The sequence below is a fragment of the Nocardia yamanashiensis NBRC 100130 genome (genome assembly GCF_001613325.1).
In the GTDB taxonomy this organism is placed as follows: Bacteria; Actinomycetota; Actinomycetes; order Mycobacteriales; family Mycobacteriaceae; genus Nocardia; species Nocardia yamanashiensis.
On the sequence record NZ_BDCD01000014.1, the window covers coordinates 378552 to 395787 of the forward strand.

Sequence of the window (17236 nt, forward strand, 5' to 3'; positions counted from 1 at the left end):
TGTCTTGGATTGTCCGGATCCACCGCCCTCCGAGGCTGGGAGTCGTCGCCATGAGCAAACCGCTGGTCTGGGCCATAGCCGCCGCACTCGTCGTGATCGGGCCGATGGCCGGATTGTTCGCCCGCCGGCTCGTCGACCGGATCGCCGCCAAGACGGCGGGGAACGAGCGCTCGGTGCACCGCATGGGCTTCGGCCTGGCCCGCGATCTGGCCGTCCCGGTCGCGTCGCTGGCCGGGCTGACCCTCGCCCTGGCCTTGCCGACCGGGCTGCCGTTCTCCCCGATCACGGTCAAGCAGATCCTGGAAGCCGCGCTGCTACTGGCCATCACCTATGCGGTGGCGCGGCTGGCGGCGGAGATCGTCAGCTCGGTGGCCAAGCGGGTCACCGGCATCTCCGGGTCGGTGAGCCTGTTCTCCACCATCACCAAGGTGATCGTGTTCGTGCTCGGGCTGCTGATCACCCTGGACACGGTGGGCGTGGAGATCACGCCGCTGCTCGGTGCACTGGGTATCGGCGCGCTGGCCATCGCGCTCGCGCTGGAGGGCACCCTCGCCAATCTGTTCGCGGGCGTGCACATCCTGGCCTCGAAGACGGTGCAGCCCGGTGACTTCGTGAAACTCGAAGGCGGCGAGACGGGCTGGGTCAGCGACGTGAACTGGCGAACCACCACGATCCAGGACATTCCGGGCAATTTCATCATCGTGCCGAATCGCAAATTCGCCGAATCGATTCTCACCAACTTCCACCGGCCCGATCAGGACATGGCGGTCGTGGTGGAGGTGAGTACCGGGTACACCAGCGACCTGGATTACGTCGAGCAGGTCACCATGGACGTGGCCCGGCGGGTGATGAAGGAACTCGATGTGGGTTTCGCGGGCGCGGATCCGCGGGTGCGCTTCCATACCTTCGGCGATTCGGGCATCCAGTTCCGCGTCGTGCTCCGCACCCGGCATTATGAGGACCAATATCTGCTGGTCAGCGAATTCATCAAGAGCCTGCACCGGCGTTATCGCGAGGAAGGCATCGCGATACCCTACCCCGTGCGGACCCTGGAATTCGCGGGCGCCGGCGGGTTCGAATCCCACTTGGCGGCAGGGTTTCATACACCGTAAATCGCAATGTGCGATGCTCGAGGGGTGAGCAACGAAGCCGACTTCACCGAGCCAGCCCGCGTCACCTTCCGCGGCTATGGCGACATCACCATCGCGGGCGACAGCTGGGGACCCCAGGACGGGCCGCTGGTGGTGTTCCTGCACGGCGGCGGCCAGACCCGCCATTCCTGGAAGGATTCCGGGCTGGCGCTGGCCAAGGCCGGGATGCACGCGGTGCTCCTGGACGCGCGCGGGCACGGTGACAGCGACTGGGCGCCGAGCGGGGACTACACCCGGGCGGCCATGGTCGAGGACCTGATCGCGGTGCTGGAACAGCTCGGCAAGCCCGGGATCGTGGTGGGGGCCAGCATGGGCGGGCTCACCGGGCTGCTCGCCAGCGCGCATCCCAAGCACGCGCTCATGACCGGGCTGGTGCTGGTCGACGTGGTGCCGCGACCGGAGCACGCCGGCGTGGAACGGGTGATCAACTTCCTGGGCAGCAATGCCGAGGGCTTCGCCAGCCTCGAGGAAGCCGCCGACGCGGTGGCCGCCTACCTGCCGCATCGCCGCCGGCCGCGCAATCCCGAAGGGCTGCAACGCAATCTGCGGCTGCGCGAGGACGGCCGCTGGTACTGGCACTGGGATCCGGCCATGCTGTCGGGCTCGAGCAAGGGCGAGGGCGAGGCCCTGGATCTGCACACCCAGCCGCTCGAGGACGCCGCGCGCGATCTGAGCATTCCGACGCTGCTGGTGCGCGGCGCGCTCTCCGATGTGGTCAGCCAAGAGGGCGTCGACGCCTTCCGCGCGCTCGCGCCGCATGCCGAATACGCCGAGATCGGCGCCGCCGCGCACACCGCGGCCAGTGACGCGAACGACGAATTCACCGATGTGGTGGTCGATTTCGTCCGCGCGCACGCGCGCTGAGGTTCAGAGCAGCCGATCGAGCAAGCGGTCGAACAACTCGGCCGCCTGTTCGGGCGTTTTATGCCGGGTCAGCACCGCCTGGGTGATGCCCGAGAGCGAGAACACGAGCAGTTCGGCATCGGAATCCACGTCCGCGCGCGGAGATTCATCGTCTTCTCCGCCGGCGCGATGCCGCTTCAGCTGGTCCGCGAACGCACCCATCAGCCAAATCCCCGGTCCCGCCGTGTCTTCCGTGCCCACCGTCGAGCCGTACAGCGCGGCGGCATGGAAAGCCGACAGCACCAGCGCGTCCTCGCGGGCCTGATCGTCCATCGGCAGCAGCACTGACGCGAAAGCGCGAATCACCGCACGCGGATCGGACTCCGGGCCCAACGCCGCGATGCGCTGTTCGAAGCGCTGCCCCGCGTCCACCACCACCGCCTGCAAGGTGGCCAGCATGAGTTCGCGCTTGTTGCCGAAGTAGTACTGAATGAGCCGCACCGAGATGCCGGCCTCGGCGGCGACGTACTGGAAGGTCGCGGCATCCAATCCGCCACCGGCGATGACTCGCCGCGCGACCGTCGTGATCTCGCGACGGCGCTGCTCGTGATCGACCAAACGGGGCATATGACCGGCCACTCCTGCGTCGTCGGCGAACGGGAAAGGATTGATGGTACGCCCATATCACCTCATTGCACGCAACAGCAGCCGACTCGCGCGCAGCGGGCCCGGCAGCACCGGGCAGCCCGCCGATATACGAACACCTGTTCGATAGCATGGTAGATTCGCCGGCATGTCGACACCATTGCAGGGATCGTTGCTCGATGGGTTCGGAGAGGTCGAGCTGGGCCCGCTGGACGGGTTGCGGCGCACGGTACTCGGAGACGGGGCCTGGATCGATGTGCTGCCCGGCTGGTTGAGCGGGGCCGATGTACTGTTCGAGCGGCTGGCGGCGGAGGTGCCGTGGCGCGCGGACCGGCGGGCCATGTACGACCGGGTGGTGGATGTGCCGCGGCTGCTGTGTTTCTACGAGCAGGGGCGGGAATTGCCGGATCTGGTGCTGACTCAGGCGCGAGAAGCGTTGAGCGAGCACTACTTCGAGGAGTTGGGCGAGCCGTTCACCACGGCCGGCCTGTGCTACTACCGCGACGGCAACGACAGCGTGGCCTGGCACGGCGACAATTTCGGCAGGGGCGGGACCGAGGACACCATGGTCGCGATCGTCTCGGTGGGCGCCGCACGGTCCCTGCTGCTGCGGCCGCGCGGCGGGGGCGCGAGTATCCGATTCGCGCTGGGCCATGGCGATCTCATCGTGATGGGCGGGTCCTGCCAGCGCACCTGGGAGCACGCGGTGCCGAAGACGCGCCGGGCGGTGGGTCCGCGCATCAGTATCCAGTTCCGGCCACGCGGCGTTCGCTGACGAGGGGTTCGAACGCCGCGCCGCCGGTTGGCCGTCAGGGGTTGCGGTCCGCCGGTGGACCGGCCGGGCGGCGGGCGAAGTCCGGGGCGTGTTCGGGGCGGATGCCGCGGGCGACGAGGAACGGCGGCAGGCTGCGGAGCAGCGGGATGCGCCGGAAGACCCGGATGGGTAGCGGGGTCCCCGGCGCGTTGGACACATCGAGCCGGCCGGCCAGCGCGGGGGCGATGACGCGGGCGTGCGCGATGCGCTGCAGGCCCTGGATGACCGCGGTGGGCGGGGTACGGCGGCGCTGCACCCTGGCCAGGTCGGCGGGAGTGACATTGCGCGCCAGGAGTTTCGGGGCCAGCAGGCGGGCGGCGGCCACGGCGTCCTGCACGGCCAGGTTGATGCCGACGCCGCCGACCGGGGACATGGCGTGGGCGGCGTCGCCGAGGCAGAGCAGGCCGTCGGTGTACCAGCGATCCAGGCGGTCGAGTTTGACGTCGAGGAGTTTGACCTCGTCCCAGCCGCGGACGGCGTCGACGCGGTCGGCCAGCCAGGGGGCCACCTCGGCCATGCCGGACACGATCTCGCCGACCGGACGGCCTTGCCGCAGTGCGGCGTCGGCGCCTTTGGCGAGCAGGGTCGCGCACTGCCAGTAGTCGCCGCGATCCAGCATGACGGCGAACCGGCCGGCGGTGAGGACCGGGACGGCGCCCGCCGGGTCGGTGTCGTGGCGCGGGATGCGGAACCACCACACGTCGAAGGGGGTGGCCCAGTGCCGCGAACCCAGGCCCGCGGCCTGACGCAGCACGGAACCGCGGCCGTCGCAGGCCAGGGTGAGGTCGGCGTGGATCTCGCCGGAGCGGCCGTCCTCGGTGCGATATCGGACGCCGGTCACCCGGCCTGCCTCGCGCAGCAGGTCCACGGCCTCGGTGTGCATGCGCAGCCGGAAGCCCGGTTCGGCGTCGGCGGCGCGGACCAGCAGGTCGAGCAAATCCCATTGCGGGACCAGGGCGACGTACCGGTAACGGCCGGGTATGTGGTCGAAGGTGGCGAGGGTCTGCATGCGCCCGCCGATCGGCAGCTGCACCGTATTGAGCCGCCGCTGTGGCAGTTTCGCGAAGTCCTCGGTCAGGCCGAGTTCGTCGAGTAGTTCCAGGGTGGTGGGGTGCACGGTGTCACCGCGGAAATCCCGCAGGAAGTCGCCGTGTTTCTCCAGCACCGTGACGTCCACTCCGGCACGGGCGAGCAGTAATCCCGCGATCATTCCGGCCGGACCACCCCCGGCGACGAGACAGGTCGTGCGTTCCATCGGATCCCCTCCCGGAATCGACTACCGCCGTCTGTTTCGATGGTAGGCCGATTCCGGTGTCCCCGAGCCGAGTTCGCAGGGAAGACCTAGCGGTCTCGATAGAGCACGAAGAAGTACGGATCGGGCAGGCCGCGCATATCCATCACGCCCAGCAGGGTGTCGGCATCGACAGCGCGGAAGATATCGATGATCGGCAGGTGGTCGTAGATCATTGCGGCGCTGGACTTTCCACGGAACTCCAGATTCCGCAGCCGGGCGCGCGGGGTGCGGGTCGCCAGCAGCGGGCGCAGGACGCCGAGCGAGCGGCGGATCGGGCGGATGGCCGGTACCGGCACCTTGCCCGCCAGGAACAGCGGCACCCGCCGCGGATCGACGGGGAACACGCGGCCGTCCGGGCCTTCGAAGAGCAGCGGCTGCACGCTGTCGGCATCATCGAATTGCTTGCCGTACCAGCCGGATTCGACGAGCACTCCCTTCCAGGGGTGGCCGGTGTCGAGTTCGTCGCCGCGCCAGCGCCCGGTGGTGATGTCCTCGACCCGCACCGGCGGCAGGGCGTCGTAGAACTCCCAGGCCTGCTCCGGGGTGCAGCCCTGCGCCAGCAGTTCTCGCAAGTGCTGCCCGTTGTCCGTGCGCGGCTCGCCTGCCACCATCCCGACCTCCTTGTTGAGAGTGAACGGCAAGATTTCTCTCACACTAGCCCGGTGCGTGCAACACCGCGAGCCGCTCCGGAGCCGTCCGGGCGTTTTCGTCACAAAAACAAAAAGTAGGTCGAAACCCCTAGCCGAGATGCTTTTAGTCATCTAGCCTAAAACCCATGACGGCGGTACGAGACACGGCACGAGCGATCCGGGAAGCCCGGCGACCCGAAGACCTCTTCGGCACTGCCGCAAGCGATTCCGAAACCCAGCAGCGCGGACGGCGGCGCTATCACCGGCTCGCGGCGGTGGTGCATCCGGATCGGGTGAGCGCGGACGAAGCGGAGCTGGCGCGGACGGCGTTCGCGCGGCTCGCCGAGCTGTACCGGCAGTGGACGCGAGCCGAGAGCGGCGCGCTGCGGGTGACAGGCACTCGCGGGGTCTATCCGGTCGGCGGGCTGCACGCCCGCGGGTCCGTCGCTGATCTGTACCGCAGCGGGGCCGGGCTGATCGTCAAGATCCCGCGCCGGGCGGCGGCCAACCGGCTGCTGGCCGGGGAGCGAAATGCCCTGCGGGACATCGCGGAAGTCGGCCGGGAGCACGGCTGGCTGCTGCCGTACTTCCCCGAACTGGTGGACACCGTCGATCACCACGACGCGGATTCGGGCGAGCCGCGCACGGTCAATGTGCTGGGCGCGCTCACCACGGAATTCGTGACCCTGGAGGAGATCCGAGCCGCCTACCCCGATGGCCTGGACCCGCGCGACTACGCCTGGATGCATCGCCGCCTGCTGCGCTGCCTCGCCGGAGCCCAGCTCGCGGGGTGGGTGCACACCGCCGTCAGCCCGGCCAACGTGCTGATCCATCCGCGCCTGCACGGTGTCGTCCTGGCCGGCTGGTCATTCGCGACCCGCCCCGGCCGGCCCGCCGCCGCCACGCTCGGCTCCCTCGACTATCCACCGGAGATCCGCACCGCGGTCTCCCCCGCCACCGACGTGTACCAGGCGCATCGCCTGCTGCTCACCATGCTCGGCGACCGCGCGCCCGCGGCTATGCGCACCTTCGCGGCGGGCTGCACCCAATCCGATCCGAGCCTGCGGCCCGAGGCCGCGGACCTGCTCGGTGAATTCGACGACCTGCTCGACCGGCTCTACGGACAGCGCCGCTTCCGGCCCTTCGAGCTCCCGAAAGGACAGTGATAGCAATGGGTTACGGCAATTGGGACGACAGCGCCTACGACGCCGCCCGCACCTTCCGCGCCGCCCGCGGCCTCGACGATTTCGGCTACACCGCCGATATGCGATCGGTGCCGTGGGAGAAGTGGAAGGCGCACCCCTCGCTCGACCCCAAGGGGGTGACGATGCGGGAATCGCGCGACTCCGACGACCACGGGAATTCACTGCCCATCGCGGTGCTGTTCGACGTCACCGGGTCGATGGGCGCGGTGCCGCGGATCATGCAGGAGAAGCTGGGCAAGCTGCACGGGCTGTTGCGGCGCAAGGGTTATGCCGACGATCCGCAGATCCTGTTCGGCGGTATCGGCGATGCCGACAGCGACCGGGTGCCGTTGCAGGTCGGGCAGTTCGAATCCGACAATCGGATGGACGAGCAGCTGCGGCTGATCCTCCTGGAAGGCGGCGGGGGCGGGCAGAAGTCCGAAAGTTATGAGCTGGCCGCGTATTTCATGGCCCGGCACACCGCCACCGATGCCTGGGACAAGCGCGGGCGCAAGGGATATCTGTTCCTGGTCGGCGACGAACTGAACAAGCCGCGGCTGAGCGCCCGGCACATTCGCGACGTCATCGGAGACGATGTGCGCCAGGATGTTTCGGTCGAATCGGTGTACCGGGAACTGGGCGACCGCTGGCACGTGCACTACATCCTGCCCAATCAGTCCAGCTACTACGGGGATCCGGAGATCGCCGAGCATTGGCAGGGGCTGCTCGGGGAACGGTTCCTGCGGCTCGACGATCCGGCGGCGGTGTGCGAGCTCATCGCACTGACCATCGGCATCGGGGAGGACCGGATCGATCTCGGGGCCGGGCTGGCGGATCTGCGCGATATCGGGTCCACCAGCGAAGCCGATGCGGTCGGCAAGGCGCTCGCACCCATCGGGGCGGCGCGGCGGACCCGCAGCACCGGTGCGTTGCCCGCCGCAGCGGACGTGGACGACGACGTCGATTTCGGGAACTAGGTACGCGGCGACATCCGCTCCCCCGTGCGAATCTTGAAGGGATACAGCATGCTCGGCGACAACGAGTTCGGCGACCGCCACCTCATCGTGGTGGATCTGGGCTTCGGCGATGCGGGCAAGGGCGCGACCGTGGATTGGTTGTGCTCACCCGAAGCGGGCCTGGACGTGGCCGCGGTGGTGCGATTCAACGGCGGCGCGCAGGCGGCCCACAATGTGGTCGCGGGCGGGCGGCATCACACCTTCCGGCAGTTCGGGTCCGGGACGTTCTCCGGGGTGCCGACGCTGCTGTCGCGGCACATGCTGGTCGAGCCCATCGCCCTGGCCGCCGAGGCGCGCGCCCTGGCGGCGCTCGGCGTCGCCGATCCGCTGTCCCTGCTGTCCGTGGACGAGCGGGCGCTGCTGACCACCCCCATCCACGGGGCCGCCAACCGTTGCCGGGAGGACGCGAGGGGTGCTTCCCGGCACGGTTCGTGCGGTATCGGGATCGGAGAGACGGCGAGCTACGCACTCGAACACGACGCACCACGGGTCGCCGACTGCCGCCACCCGGATGTGCTGCGGCGCAAGCTGATCGCGCTCGCCGAGCACTATCGGCCACTGCTCGCGGGCAGCGGGCACCGGCACGATTCGATCGATGATCTGGTCGAGGTGTACACCGAGTTCGCGCGGGCGGTCGCGATCCTGCCCGGCGATCAGCTCGGGCGGATCGCGACCGACGGCCGGCTGGTGTTCGAGGGCGCGCAGGGGGCGCTCCTGGACGAATGGCGCGGGCTGCACCCCTACACCACCTGGTCGACCGTCGAACCGCGCAATGCGCGCGCCATGCTCGCGCGAATCGGCGCACCCGCTTACGTCCTCGGCGTCACCCGGGCCTACTTCACCCGCCACGGAGCAGGACCGTTCCCGACCGAGGACACCGAGCTCGCAATTCCCGAGCGGCACAATGGAACCGGCGAATACCAGGGAGCGTTCCGGGTGGGCCACCTGGACCCGATCCTGCTGCGCTACGCGATCGAGGCGTGCGGCGGGATCGACGGACTGGCGGTCAATCACCTCGACATGGTCGGCACGGGAGCGGCGAACGCGAGTCCGCCACGGACCGACGGGGCAGGCCTGGATCGTCCGGCACGGCCTGGCTGCTGCGGAAATCGCTCCGGCCGAGCGGGATCCAGCGAACGCGTTGCCGAGCCGGTCGCTGCGCCCGGCGAAATCCGCACGGCCGTCGGCTATCTCACCGCTGACGGCTATGTGGATCGGCTGGCGTGCGGGCCGTGGCGGGATCTGGAACACCAGGCGCGCCTCACCGGCATGCTGGCCGGGGCGACGCCGGTGCTGGCGGATCTCCCGGACGATGTGCCGGCCTACCTGGAAGATGCACTGGGGGTGCCGGTGGTGCTCACCGGACACGGCCCGGACCGGGCCGATCGCACCATCCGGACCCGGGCTACGGCATGATCGACTACTTGTGGAGCAACAATCCGCCGTGTCCATCGATGTGATCGCCCTGCGCTACGGGGGCGACGACCCGACCGTCACCGTCGGCATCGCCCCCCGGCAATGGGAGCCGTTCGCCGGCGACCTCGCCCTGCCCGGCGTCCTGCTCCACCGCGGCGAACGCCTGGCCGCCGCCGCCCGGCGCGCCGTGCACACCAAACTCGGCGTGCCGGAGAACGCCATCGCGGCGGTCGGCCAGGTCGCCACCTTCGACGAACCGCACCGCGACCCGCGCGGCCCCACCCTGTCCATCGCCATGTGGGCGGTGGTGACCCAGCCCGGCGACGCCAGCTGGATCCCCTTCGACCAACTCCCCCACCTGGCCTTCGACCACAACCAGATCGTCACCGCTGCCCGCACCCGGCTCGCCGAAATGCTCTGGAAAGACCTCGGTTTCACCCGCCCCCTCATCGGCGACCAATTCCCCGCCACCCGCGCGGTAGAACTCAGCACCGCCCTGCACGGCACCCGCCCCGACCCCGGCAACCTCAACCGCACCCTCGCCGCAATCCCCGGCCTCGACCGCACCGGAGACCGCCTCCGCGTCAAGGCAACCGGCCGCCCCGCAGCAGTCTGGGCCTTCGCTCCACCCAACGCACCAGCATCCGAACTGGACAGCTGAAACCGGGAACTGGCTGCACCATCCGATGTGGACAACCGAAACCGAGAACCGGCTGCTACATCCGACGTGAAAGCCTGAAACCGGGAAGCGGCATCGCCTAGAAGCGCGCGGCCGGTTCCCCGGCACTCGCTCCCATGGCTCGTTCACGGCGTTCGTTCCTGGGACTCCTTCTCAGCGCGCACTCCCGGCGCAAGTTCACTGCACTTGTACACGGCACTCGCCCGCTGCACTTGTCACGGCACTCGCTCCCTTGACTCGCTCACGGCACCAGAACGATCCGGCCACGCATCCCGCCTTCCGCGACGCGCTTGTGCGCGTCGGCGACCCGGTCCAGGGGCAGGATGTCGGCGACGCGCGGTGTGAGCGCGCCGGTGTCGACCAGGTGGACTAGGTCGGCGAGCTGGGTGGCGTCGGCGCGAATCCAGGTGTTCGCCACCCGGATTCCGCGCAATCCGACCGGTTCTGCGCCACCGACCACTGCCGAGAACGCACCACGATTGCGGACCGCATCGAGTGCCTCGGCACCCAGTACCGCCGCGTCCACGGCTCCGTCCACGCCGCCCGGCACCAGCGCGCGCACCGCCTCACCCAATCGCGCACCGCGGGGCACGAAGAATTCGGCCCCGAGCGACCGCACCGACTCCTCGTCCGCCGCACCGGCGGTCGCGACCACCCGCAGCCCGCGCGCCGCCGCGAGCTCGACCGCGAACCCGCCGACCGCACCCGCCGCGCCGGTAATCAGTACCGACCGACCGGGTTCGAGCGCGAGCAGATCCAGCGACTGGGCGGCGGTGAGGGCATTGAGCGGGATGGTCGCGGCCTGCTGCGCGGTGACCGACCGTGGCGCCCGTGCGACAGCGGCGGCATCCAGCACGACATATTCGGCCTGGGTACCGAGCGGCACATCGAGGCGGTCCGACAGGCCGATCACCTCATCACCAACCGCGAATCCCGTTCCGCCGATCGTGGGTTCATCACCCGCGAATCCCGTCCCGCCCGTGCGGGTTTCGCCACCCGCCCAGGTTTTGCCGCCCGCCGGTATCTCACCGCCTGCTGGGATCTCACCGCCTGCTGGGGCCTCGCCGCCTGCTGGGGCCTCGCCGACCCTGCTGCCCTCACCGACCGCGCCAATCTCACCGACCGCGCCAATCTCGCTGACGGGGTCGAGCAGCGCGGGGCCGATCGCATCGACGATGCCCGCCACGTCCCACCCGATGCCGATCACGTCGCGAGCGGGGAGCAGGCCGGCGGCGGTCAGTCCGCCGGAGCGGGTGTGTAGATCGACGGGGTTGACGGCGGCTGCGGTGACGCGAATCCGGAGCTGACCCGGGCCGGGATCGGGAACTGGGACTTCGGTGATCTCCAAGACCTCGGGCCCACCGAAGGTCCGGATGATGACGGCACGCACGTGAATTCTCCTCCGCGACGGATTCTTTCGACTACTCGAACGAACCTAGGGAGTGCTACTCTCCGGCGGGAAGTACGCACTTCGGAGTGCGTATCGCACGACGAGGAGAGCCATGGCCACCAAGACCGCCGCCCAGCAGCGCCTCGACGCCCGCAATGCCTACGACGCCTACCTCCGCGAGTGCCCGGCCCGTCACCTCCTCGACCGCATCAGCGACAAGTGGGTCAGCCTCCTGCTCAACGCCCTCGCCGACGGCCCCCAACGCTACGGCGACCTGTCCCGCCGCATCGCCGGCGTCAGCCAGAAAATGCTCACCCAAACCCTCCGCACCCTCGAACGCGACGGCCTCGTCACCCGAACCGTCACCGCCACCGTGCCGGTCCGGGTGGACTACGACCTGACCCCACTGGGCCGCAGCCTGCTGCCGGTGATGCAGGCCATCAAAGCCTGGGCCGAAACCCATATCGAAGAAGTACTTTCGGCACGCACGGCATACGACGACGCAGCCGCGCACTGACATCCGCGACCCACCGGCACACAACGCGGCGGCTTGTCAGCGGATCCTGGACGGCGACCTACCCGTTAACCCGGTTGTCGCAGGACCGATTCCACGAGTTGGCGGACTCCGTCGAATAGCTGCTCCTTCTGTCCCGCGCGGACCATGCGGGGTACCAGTTCGCCGCCGAGGGGGGCGAGCAGGAGGGCGCCTACGGTGTCGGCGTCGAGGTCGGGGCGGGCTTCGCGGAGGAGGGTGCCGATGTGGGTGGCCCAGAAGGCGTGGAGTTCGTCGCGGCGAGGGTGCGGGGGGATGGCCTGGTAGGCGACGACCAGTTCGACGTCGTCGGCGATGAGGCGGGTCATGGCGTCGAAGTAGGCGAGTAGGCGGTCGGCGGCGGGGGCGCCGGGGCCGAGTGGGGGTGGGCCGGATTCGATGGCGGCCATCAGGCCGAACGCGCCTTCGGCGATGAGTTCGTGCAGGAGGCCGGCGCGGCTGCCGAAGCGGCTGAACAGGGTGCCCTTCGCGACTCCCGCGGCGGCGGCGATGCGGTCCATGGTGACCGCCTCGGCGCCGTGTTCGACGAGCAGGGCGCGGGTTGCCAGCAGGATTGCCTGGCGATTGCGGGCCGCGTCGGCGCGTTCCTTGGGGCGGTCCATGGCACCACTTTCATTGACAACATGACCGACGGTCAATATGTTGGCGAGCACAACTTGACCGTTAGTCAACTTATGAGGTTTCTATGCGTGCAATCCTATTGACCGCGACCGGTGGGCCCGATGTGCTGGTGCCCGGTGAGGTGCCCGCACCGCGGCCGGGAGCCGGTGAGGTGCTGGTTCGCAGCGAGGCGATCCCGGTGTTGTATCCCGAGACGATGCTGCGGTCCGGGGCGTTTCCGATTCCTTTGGACAAGCCGTTCGTTTTCGGCACGCAGGCGGTGGGCATCGTGGCCGAAATCGGTGCGGGCGTGGATTCGGCGTGGATCGGGCAGCGAGTCATGCTGGGCAGCAACACCTTCGGGACCTATGCCGAACTGGTGTGCGTGCCGGTGGACGGTATCGTCGCGGTGCCGCAGGCAGTTTCGCCCGAGGATGCCGCCGCGGTGAGCATGAGCGGCTCGGTGGCTCTGCCATTGCTGGAACGCGCCGCGCTGACCGGTACCGAAACGGTGCTCGTCGAAGCCGGGGCGACCGGGATCGGCGGGTACCTGGTGCAGCTGGCCAAGGAGTTCGGGGCCGCGCGGGTCATCGCCACCGCGGGCGGGCCGGAAAAGGGCGACCGGGCACGGGAATTGGGGGCCGACGAGGTGATCGACCACCGCGCCGCCGACTGGCCGCAGCGGCTCGCCGAAGTACTGGCGGGCACGACCGTGGATGTGGTGTTCGATTCGATCGGCGGCGAATCCGCTTCGGCGCTACTGGATCTCATGACGCCCCTGCGCGGGCGCATGCTCAGCTACGGCTGGCTGTCGGGGGCGCCCGCGCAGCTCAGCGCCATGGATGTGATCGGCCGCGGCCTGACGCTGGTGGGCTGCGCCGGTCCGGCCTGGCTCGCGGGGGTCGCGGCGGCGCGGGGCGCGGTGCTGGAACGGGCGGCGACCGGTGGGATCACCGTGCTGTCCGACCTGCGACTGCCGCTCGAGCAGGCGGCCGAGGCGCATCGCCGGCTGGGCGAGCGGGCGGCACTGGGCACCATCGTGCTGCGCCCCTAGGCACCGGGGGCCGGACGCCGTCGCGACGACGTCCGGCCGGTGCGTCAGGCTTGCGGTTTGCCCAGGCAGAAGGTGGTGGGGCGGTCGGCGAGGGTGATCACGCTGTCGGTGTCGGGGCCGCAGAGGTTTTCGTCGGCCTGACCGTCCACGCGGGTGAGGACGCGGAAGCTGGCCTCACTGGAGGCGCATTCGGCGAACTGGTAGCCGGTGAGCATGGACTCGTGATAGCAGCTGTCCTGCTTGAAGTTCGGGGCCAGGCAGAGGAAGGCGGTGGTGCCGCCGTTGAGGGTCTCCTCGTAGGAGGTGTAGTCGGCGGCGCAGTCGGCCTTGCTGTCGAAGACCTTCGCGACCTGGTAGACGGCCTTCGGGGAACCGCAGTCGACGGGTTCGGTCTTGGAGTCGAACATCGAGCCCTTGATGACATTGATGCAGTCGCCGACCTTGGCGCGGCCGGTGTCGGACTTGCTCGCGTCCTTGACCGCCTGCGTGCCCTTCTCGATGGCCGAGCAGCCGGCCAGGGCGAGCGCCGCGGCGGCGAGCACGGGGAGCAGCCGGCGGAGCTTCCTGGGGCGGTCCGCCTTCACCTGCATCGATGTCACAAAACTCCCTTTCGCTGTCTTCGGTCTGAAATGCCTCACCACCAAACCGTGCCGGGGCGTGGGGAGCATCCGGGAAACCACGGGATATCCCTGAATACCGGGCGAAAGGGACACCGATATGCTCCCGAGCGACCGTCCGCACGGAAAGGAGTGCGCGATCGAGGCGTTCGTCGGCCGCGACCATCAGCTCACCAGCCTCGATGCGGCGTGCACCGGGTCAGGGGGCGGGGTGGTGCTCGTCGAGGGGCCCGCGGGAATTGGGAAGACGCGGCTGCTGGCGGAATTCGCGCGCAGGTGTGCGACGCGGCGGGTCGTCACCGTGGCGGCGACAGAGTTCGAGCAGGGTGCGCCGTTGGGGCTGGTCGAGGATCTGCTCGAGCGGTTGGACGGTCCAGTCGGCGGGATAGCGCACGGGCCGAGCGCCACCGGAGAGCGGGCGGAGCCGAGGTGGGAATCGCCGCTCGCGCCAGCGCCTTTCGCACGGGATGGCGATCCACGGGCGATCGCGCGGATGGTGCGCGGTCGGCTGGAGACGGAACCGACAGTTCTGATCGTCGATGATGTGCACTGGGCCGATTCCGCGTCGCTGCGCGTGCTGGCGGCGCTCATCCGGCAACAGGAATCGGCGTCCGCCCGATTGGTGCTGGCCTACCGTGAGGGCCAGTTCCCGGCGGCGCTCGGTCCCGCGCTGCGCTCCGGCGGGCGGGCGGCCGCCCATCTCGTCGTACCGCCGCTGTCGGATGCCGATACGGCCGAGCTGCTTCCCGACCTGGGCGTGGTCCGGCGTCGGCGATTGCTCATCGCATCGCACGGAAATCCGCTCTACCTGCAACTCCTCGCCGACCACTCCCCCGCCGAGCTCGATGCCATTGCGCACGAAGCCGATTCGGTCGACCTCGCCGCCGAACCTGCGGCCCTGGACCGGACCATCAGGGCGGAACTGACACAGCTCCCCGAAGCCGAACGACGAGCAATCCAGGCTGCCGCCGTCTGCGGCCCCACCTCCGATATCGAATTGCTTTGCGCCACTGCCGAATCCGACCGGCACACCGTGACCGCCGCCATCGACGAACTGGTCCGCCGCGGCTGGCTCACCCTCGGGGATCGCCGGATCACCTTCCGCCATCCCTTGATCCGCACCGCCGCCTACGGCCTCACCGGCCCCGCCGCCCGCGCCGAAGCCCACCGCCGCGCCGCCGATTTCCTGCGCACCGCCGGCGCCCCGCTTCTCGACCGCGCCCGCCACCTCGAGCACTCCCTGTGCGGCCGTGACGATCTCGCCGCCGCCGAACTCCTCCAAGCCGCCGAACAAACCCTTGCCACCGTCCCCGCCACCAGCGCCCGCTGGGCGGCGGCAGCCCTCCGCGCCGCCGCCGACCCGCCCGAGAGCAGCGACGGCGCGGCGCAACTACTCCTCGGGCGCGCGCTGCTGCTGTCGGGATCCGCGGCGGACGCACGCGAAATACTCGAAGCCCTCGCAACCCGAGCGGGACCGAACCAGCTCGAAGCGATACTGCTGCAAGCACGTTGCGAACGGGTCCTCGGCCGCGCGGACCGAGCACGCGCTCTGCTCGCCGCCGTGGCCGCGCCTCTCATCGGGCCCACGCAGGTCATCGCCGGTCGACCGGACGGATGCTCCGAGCCACTTGCCGAGCAACACATTTCGCGTGATCGGGCCGATAGCGGCAGCTCTCCGGAGAGTTCGACCGGCGCACTGAGCCGTCCTCCCGGGAACAGCGAGGCTCCTGCTGTCCTCCATGCGGAAGCCCCGATCACCAACCCGCAGGAACGTTTCCTCGCCGCGCGACCGCAACGATCGGACTGGGGCGAGACCACCGAAATCCTCGGCGCCGAAGACGATTCGGCTGTCGCCGCTGCGGTGGCATTCGGGGCGCACAGTGCGGGGGTGCATCTGGAGTTGGCGATTCTGGAGATGCAGGACAATCGGGAGGCCGAGGGGGCTGCCCGGGTGGCGGCGCTGTTCGAGTCAGGGGCGGTGCGGGATCCGGCGATTCGGGCAGCGGCTACGACTTTGCGGAGCATGGGGCTACTAACCGGCGGGGACATAGCGGGGGCGCAAGCCGAATATCGGGTGGCAGAGCGGGAATTCGGACGGCTGTCGGAGACGGAATTGCTCGATGCGGTGCATGCGGCGGCGGCGCTGGGGTGGATGAGTTACTTTCTCGATGATCAGCGGACCGGGGTGGCGCATATCGAGCGAGCTGTTCGGGTGAGCCGGCGGCGGGGGTGCAATTTCATTCTGCCGGAATTGCTTACCGTGCAGGCTTATTCGCTGGCCAAGCTGGGACGGTTCGCGGAGGCGCTGGCCGCGGCCGAGGACGCTGCCGAGACCGCGGAACTGTTCGGGTATCACGATATTCCGCCGCTGGCGGGGGCACTGGAGCTGCGGGTGCTGGCGCATACCGCGCCACGCGAGGCGCTGCTGGAACGGTGGCGGGCGATCGATGCCATGCCGCGACCGGTCATGCGGTGGTGGCGCGGGGTGGTCGAGGCCGCGCTGGACGAGTATGCCGACAAGACCGGGTGCGAGGCGCCGAATCCGATTGGGGCGCAGCCCGATACCCAGCATCCGATGCGGCCCACCGAGCTGGCGGTGCGGGCACGGGAGGCGATCGCGCAGGGCCGGATCGAGGAGGCGAGCGGGCTGGTGGAGCGGGCGGAAGACGCGGCGCGGGGCTCGGGGCTGCCCGCGCAGCTGGCCGCCGCCGCCCATGCGCGTGCCGAATACGCGGCGGCGCGAGGCGATTTCGACCTCGCGCTGGCGGCGGCGCGTACCGCCATCGACGCCTACGGAGTGGCGGACATGCCGGTGCAGCGCGCGCAGGCGCTACTTCTGGCCGCGCAATTGTCCGGGCAGCAGGGAGATTTCGGCCTGGCCACCGCCCGGATCGCGGCCGCCCGCGCCGAACTGATCGCGGCGGGCGCGCACGAACTGCTGACGGAAGCGACTGCCGCGCAACGCCGCCTGGCGGGCCGGCGCTCGGTCAGCGGGGACGCGGCGCTCACCGAACGGGAACGCGAAGTCGCCGAACTCGCGGCGCGCGGCTTCAGCAACAAGGACATCGCGGGGCGGCTCTTCTTGAGCCCACGCACGGTCGAGGACCACCTCGGCCGGATTCTGCGCAAGCTCGGCCTCACCGGACGCGCCGGTATCGCGCATCGCCTCGCGGAATTGGAGTCAGGGGCCCGAGAACACAACGGAGGAACGGCATCCTGAGCCGGCCGTCCAGCGGAGCAACGCATCCTGTCCCCGCAGTCTCGCGGAGCAGCAGCATTCTGCCCATCCAGTCCCGAGGGTCCGCGGCCATTCAGCTGCACGGCCGGTCTCCGACCCGCAGCACGGACGCT

General features: G+C 69.6%; 16 protein-coding genes. 10 read left to right on the top strand and 6 right to left on the bottom strand.

All coding sequences use genetic code 11. From position 1 onward, the window contains the following. The first annotated feature begins 50 nt into the window (after nucleotides 1–50). Together NY1_RS16430 and NY1_RS16435 are read left to right on the top strand one after the other, a co-directional pair. The gene (locus NY1_RS16430) at nucleotides 51–1112 is read left to right on the top strand and encodes a mechanosensitive ion channel family protein (protein WP_067713375.1); all 1062 of its coding nucleotides are present in this window, start codon (nucleotides 51–53) and stop codon (nucleotides 1110–1112) included. Between the two features lie 6 nt (nucleotides 1113–1118). Next, complete coding sequence (locus tag NY1_RS16435) at nucleotides 1119–2015, top strand: alpha/beta fold hydrolase (protein ID WP_067713377.1); 897 nt, start codon at nucleotides 1119–1121, stop codon at nucleotides 2013–2015. A 3-nt stretch (nucleotides 2016–2018) separates the two neighbouring features. Here the strand turns inward: NY1_RS16435 and NY1_RS16440 are convergent, their stop codons facing one another. Next, on the bottom strand, nucleotides 2019–2621 hold the full coding sequence (locus tag NY1_RS16440) for a TetR/AcrR family transcriptional regulator (RefSeq protein WP_067713380.1): 603 nt from the start codon (nucleotides 2619–2621) through the stop codon (nucleotides 2019–2021). A gap of 166 nt (nucleotides 2622–2787) precedes the next feature. Between NY1_RS16440 and NY1_RS16445 the strand changes: the two genes are divergently transcribed. Beyond that, complete coding sequence (locus NY1_RS16445; RefSeq protein ID WP_067713383.1) at nucleotides 2788–3414, top strand: alpha-ketoglutarate-dependent dioxygenase AlkB; 627 nt, start codon at nucleotides 2788–2790, stop codon at nucleotides 3412–3414. A 34-nt stretch (nucleotides 3415–3448) separates the two neighbouring features. On the opposite strand, the gene NY1_RS16450 is transcribed toward NY1_RS16445, so the two are convergent. Together NY1_RS16450 and NY1_RS16455 are read right to left on the bottom strand one after the other, a co-directional pair. After that, complete coding sequence (locus NY1_RS16450; protein ID WP_067713385.1) at nucleotides 3449–4708, bottom strand: FAD-dependent oxidoreductase; 1260 nt, start codon at nucleotides 4706–4708, stop codon at nucleotides 3449–3451. Between the two features lie 86 nt (nucleotides 4709–4794). Then, the gene (locus NY1_RS16455) at nucleotides 4795–5358 is read right to left on the bottom strand and encodes a DUF4334 domain-containing protein (RefSeq protein ID WP_067713670.1); all 564 of its coding nucleotides are present in this window, start codon (nucleotides 5356–5358) and stop codon (nucleotides 4795–4797) included. Between the two features lie 164 nt (nucleotides 5359–5522). Between NY1_RS16455 and NY1_RS16460 the strand changes: the two genes are divergently transcribed. Genes NY1_RS16460 through NY1_RS16475 form a run of 4 tightly spaced genes read left to right on the top strand, consistent with a single transcriptional unit; the run spans nucleotide 5523 to nucleotide 9653 of the window. Further along, entirely contained in the window at nucleotides 5523–6542 is a 1020-nt protein-coding gene (locus NY1_RS16460) for a hypothetical protein (RefSeq protein WP_067713388.1), read from the top strand. A gap of 5 nt (nucleotides 6543–6547) precedes the next feature. Further along, the gene (locus NY1_RS16465; protein ID WP_067713391.1) at nucleotides 6548–7537 is read left to right on the top strand and encodes a hypothetical protein; all 990 of its coding nucleotides are present in this window, start codon (nucleotides 6548–6550) and stop codon (nucleotides 7535–7537) included. A 48-nt stretch (nucleotides 7538–7585) separates the two neighbouring features. Beyond that, entirely contained in the window at nucleotides 7586–8992 is a 1407-nt protein-coding gene (locus NY1_RS16470; RefSeq protein ID WP_084535019.1) for an adenylosuccinate synthetase, read from the top strand. A 28-nt stretch (nucleotides 8993–9020) separates the two neighbouring features. After that, nucleotides 9021–9653: an NUDIX hydrolase gene (locus tag NY1_RS16475; protein ID WP_233434354.1), complete on the top strand. Its 633-nt coding sequence runs from the start codon at nucleotides 9021–9023 to the stop codon at nucleotides 9651–9653. Nucleotides 9654–9912: 259 nt separating this feature from the next. Here NY1_RS16475 and NY1_RS16480 read toward each other — a convergent pair whose 3' ends face one another. Beyond that, complete coding sequence (locus NY1_RS16480; RefSeq protein ID WP_067713396.1) at nucleotides 9913–11061, bottom strand: NADP-dependent oxidoreductase; 1149 nt, start codon at nucleotides 11059–11061, stop codon at nucleotides 9913–9915. A gap of 112 nt (nucleotides 11062–11173) precedes the next feature. Between NY1_RS16480 and NY1_RS16485 the strand changes: the two genes are divergently transcribed. Then, complete coding sequence (locus NY1_RS16485) at nucleotides 11174–11578, top strand: winged helix-turn-helix transcriptional regulator (protein WP_067713399.1); 405 nt, start codon at nucleotides 11174–11176, stop codon at nucleotides 11576–11578. A gap of 65 nt (nucleotides 11579–11643) precedes the next feature. On the opposite strand, the gene NY1_RS16490 is transcribed toward NY1_RS16485, so the two are convergent. Continuing rightward, the gene (locus NY1_RS16490) at nucleotides 11644–12216 is read right to left on the bottom strand and encodes a TetR/AcrR family transcriptional regulator (protein WP_067713401.1); all 573 of its coding nucleotides are present in this window, start codon (nucleotides 12214–12216) and stop codon (nucleotides 11644–11646) included. 83 nt (nucleotides 12217–12299) lie between these two features. Between NY1_RS16490 and NY1_RS16495 the strand changes: the two genes are divergently transcribed. Then, on the top strand, nucleotides 12300–13268 hold the full coding sequence (locus tag NY1_RS16495) for a quinone oxidoreductase family protein (protein ID WP_067713404.1): 969 nt from the start codon (nucleotides 12300–12302) through the stop codon (nucleotides 13266–13268). 44 nt (nucleotides 13269–13312) lie between these two features. Here NY1_RS16495 and NY1_RS16500 read toward each other — a convergent pair whose 3' ends face one another. After that, complete coding sequence (locus NY1_RS16500) at nucleotides 13313–13858, bottom strand: LppU/SCO3897 family protein (RefSeq protein ID WP_067713406.1); 546 nt, start codon at nucleotides 13856–13858, stop codon at nucleotides 13313–13315. A 127-nt stretch (nucleotides 13859–13985) separates the two neighbouring features. Here NY1_RS16500 and NY1_RS45100 point away from each other — a divergent pair, with 127 nt between their 5' ends. After that, the gene (locus tag NY1_RS45100; RefSeq protein WP_067713409.1) at nucleotides 13986–17105 is read left to right on the top strand and encodes a helix-turn-helix transcriptional regulator; all 3120 of its coding nucleotides are present in this window, start codon (nucleotides 13986–13988) and stop codon (nucleotides 17103–17105) included. Nucleotides 17106–17236 lie beyond the last annotated feature (131 nt).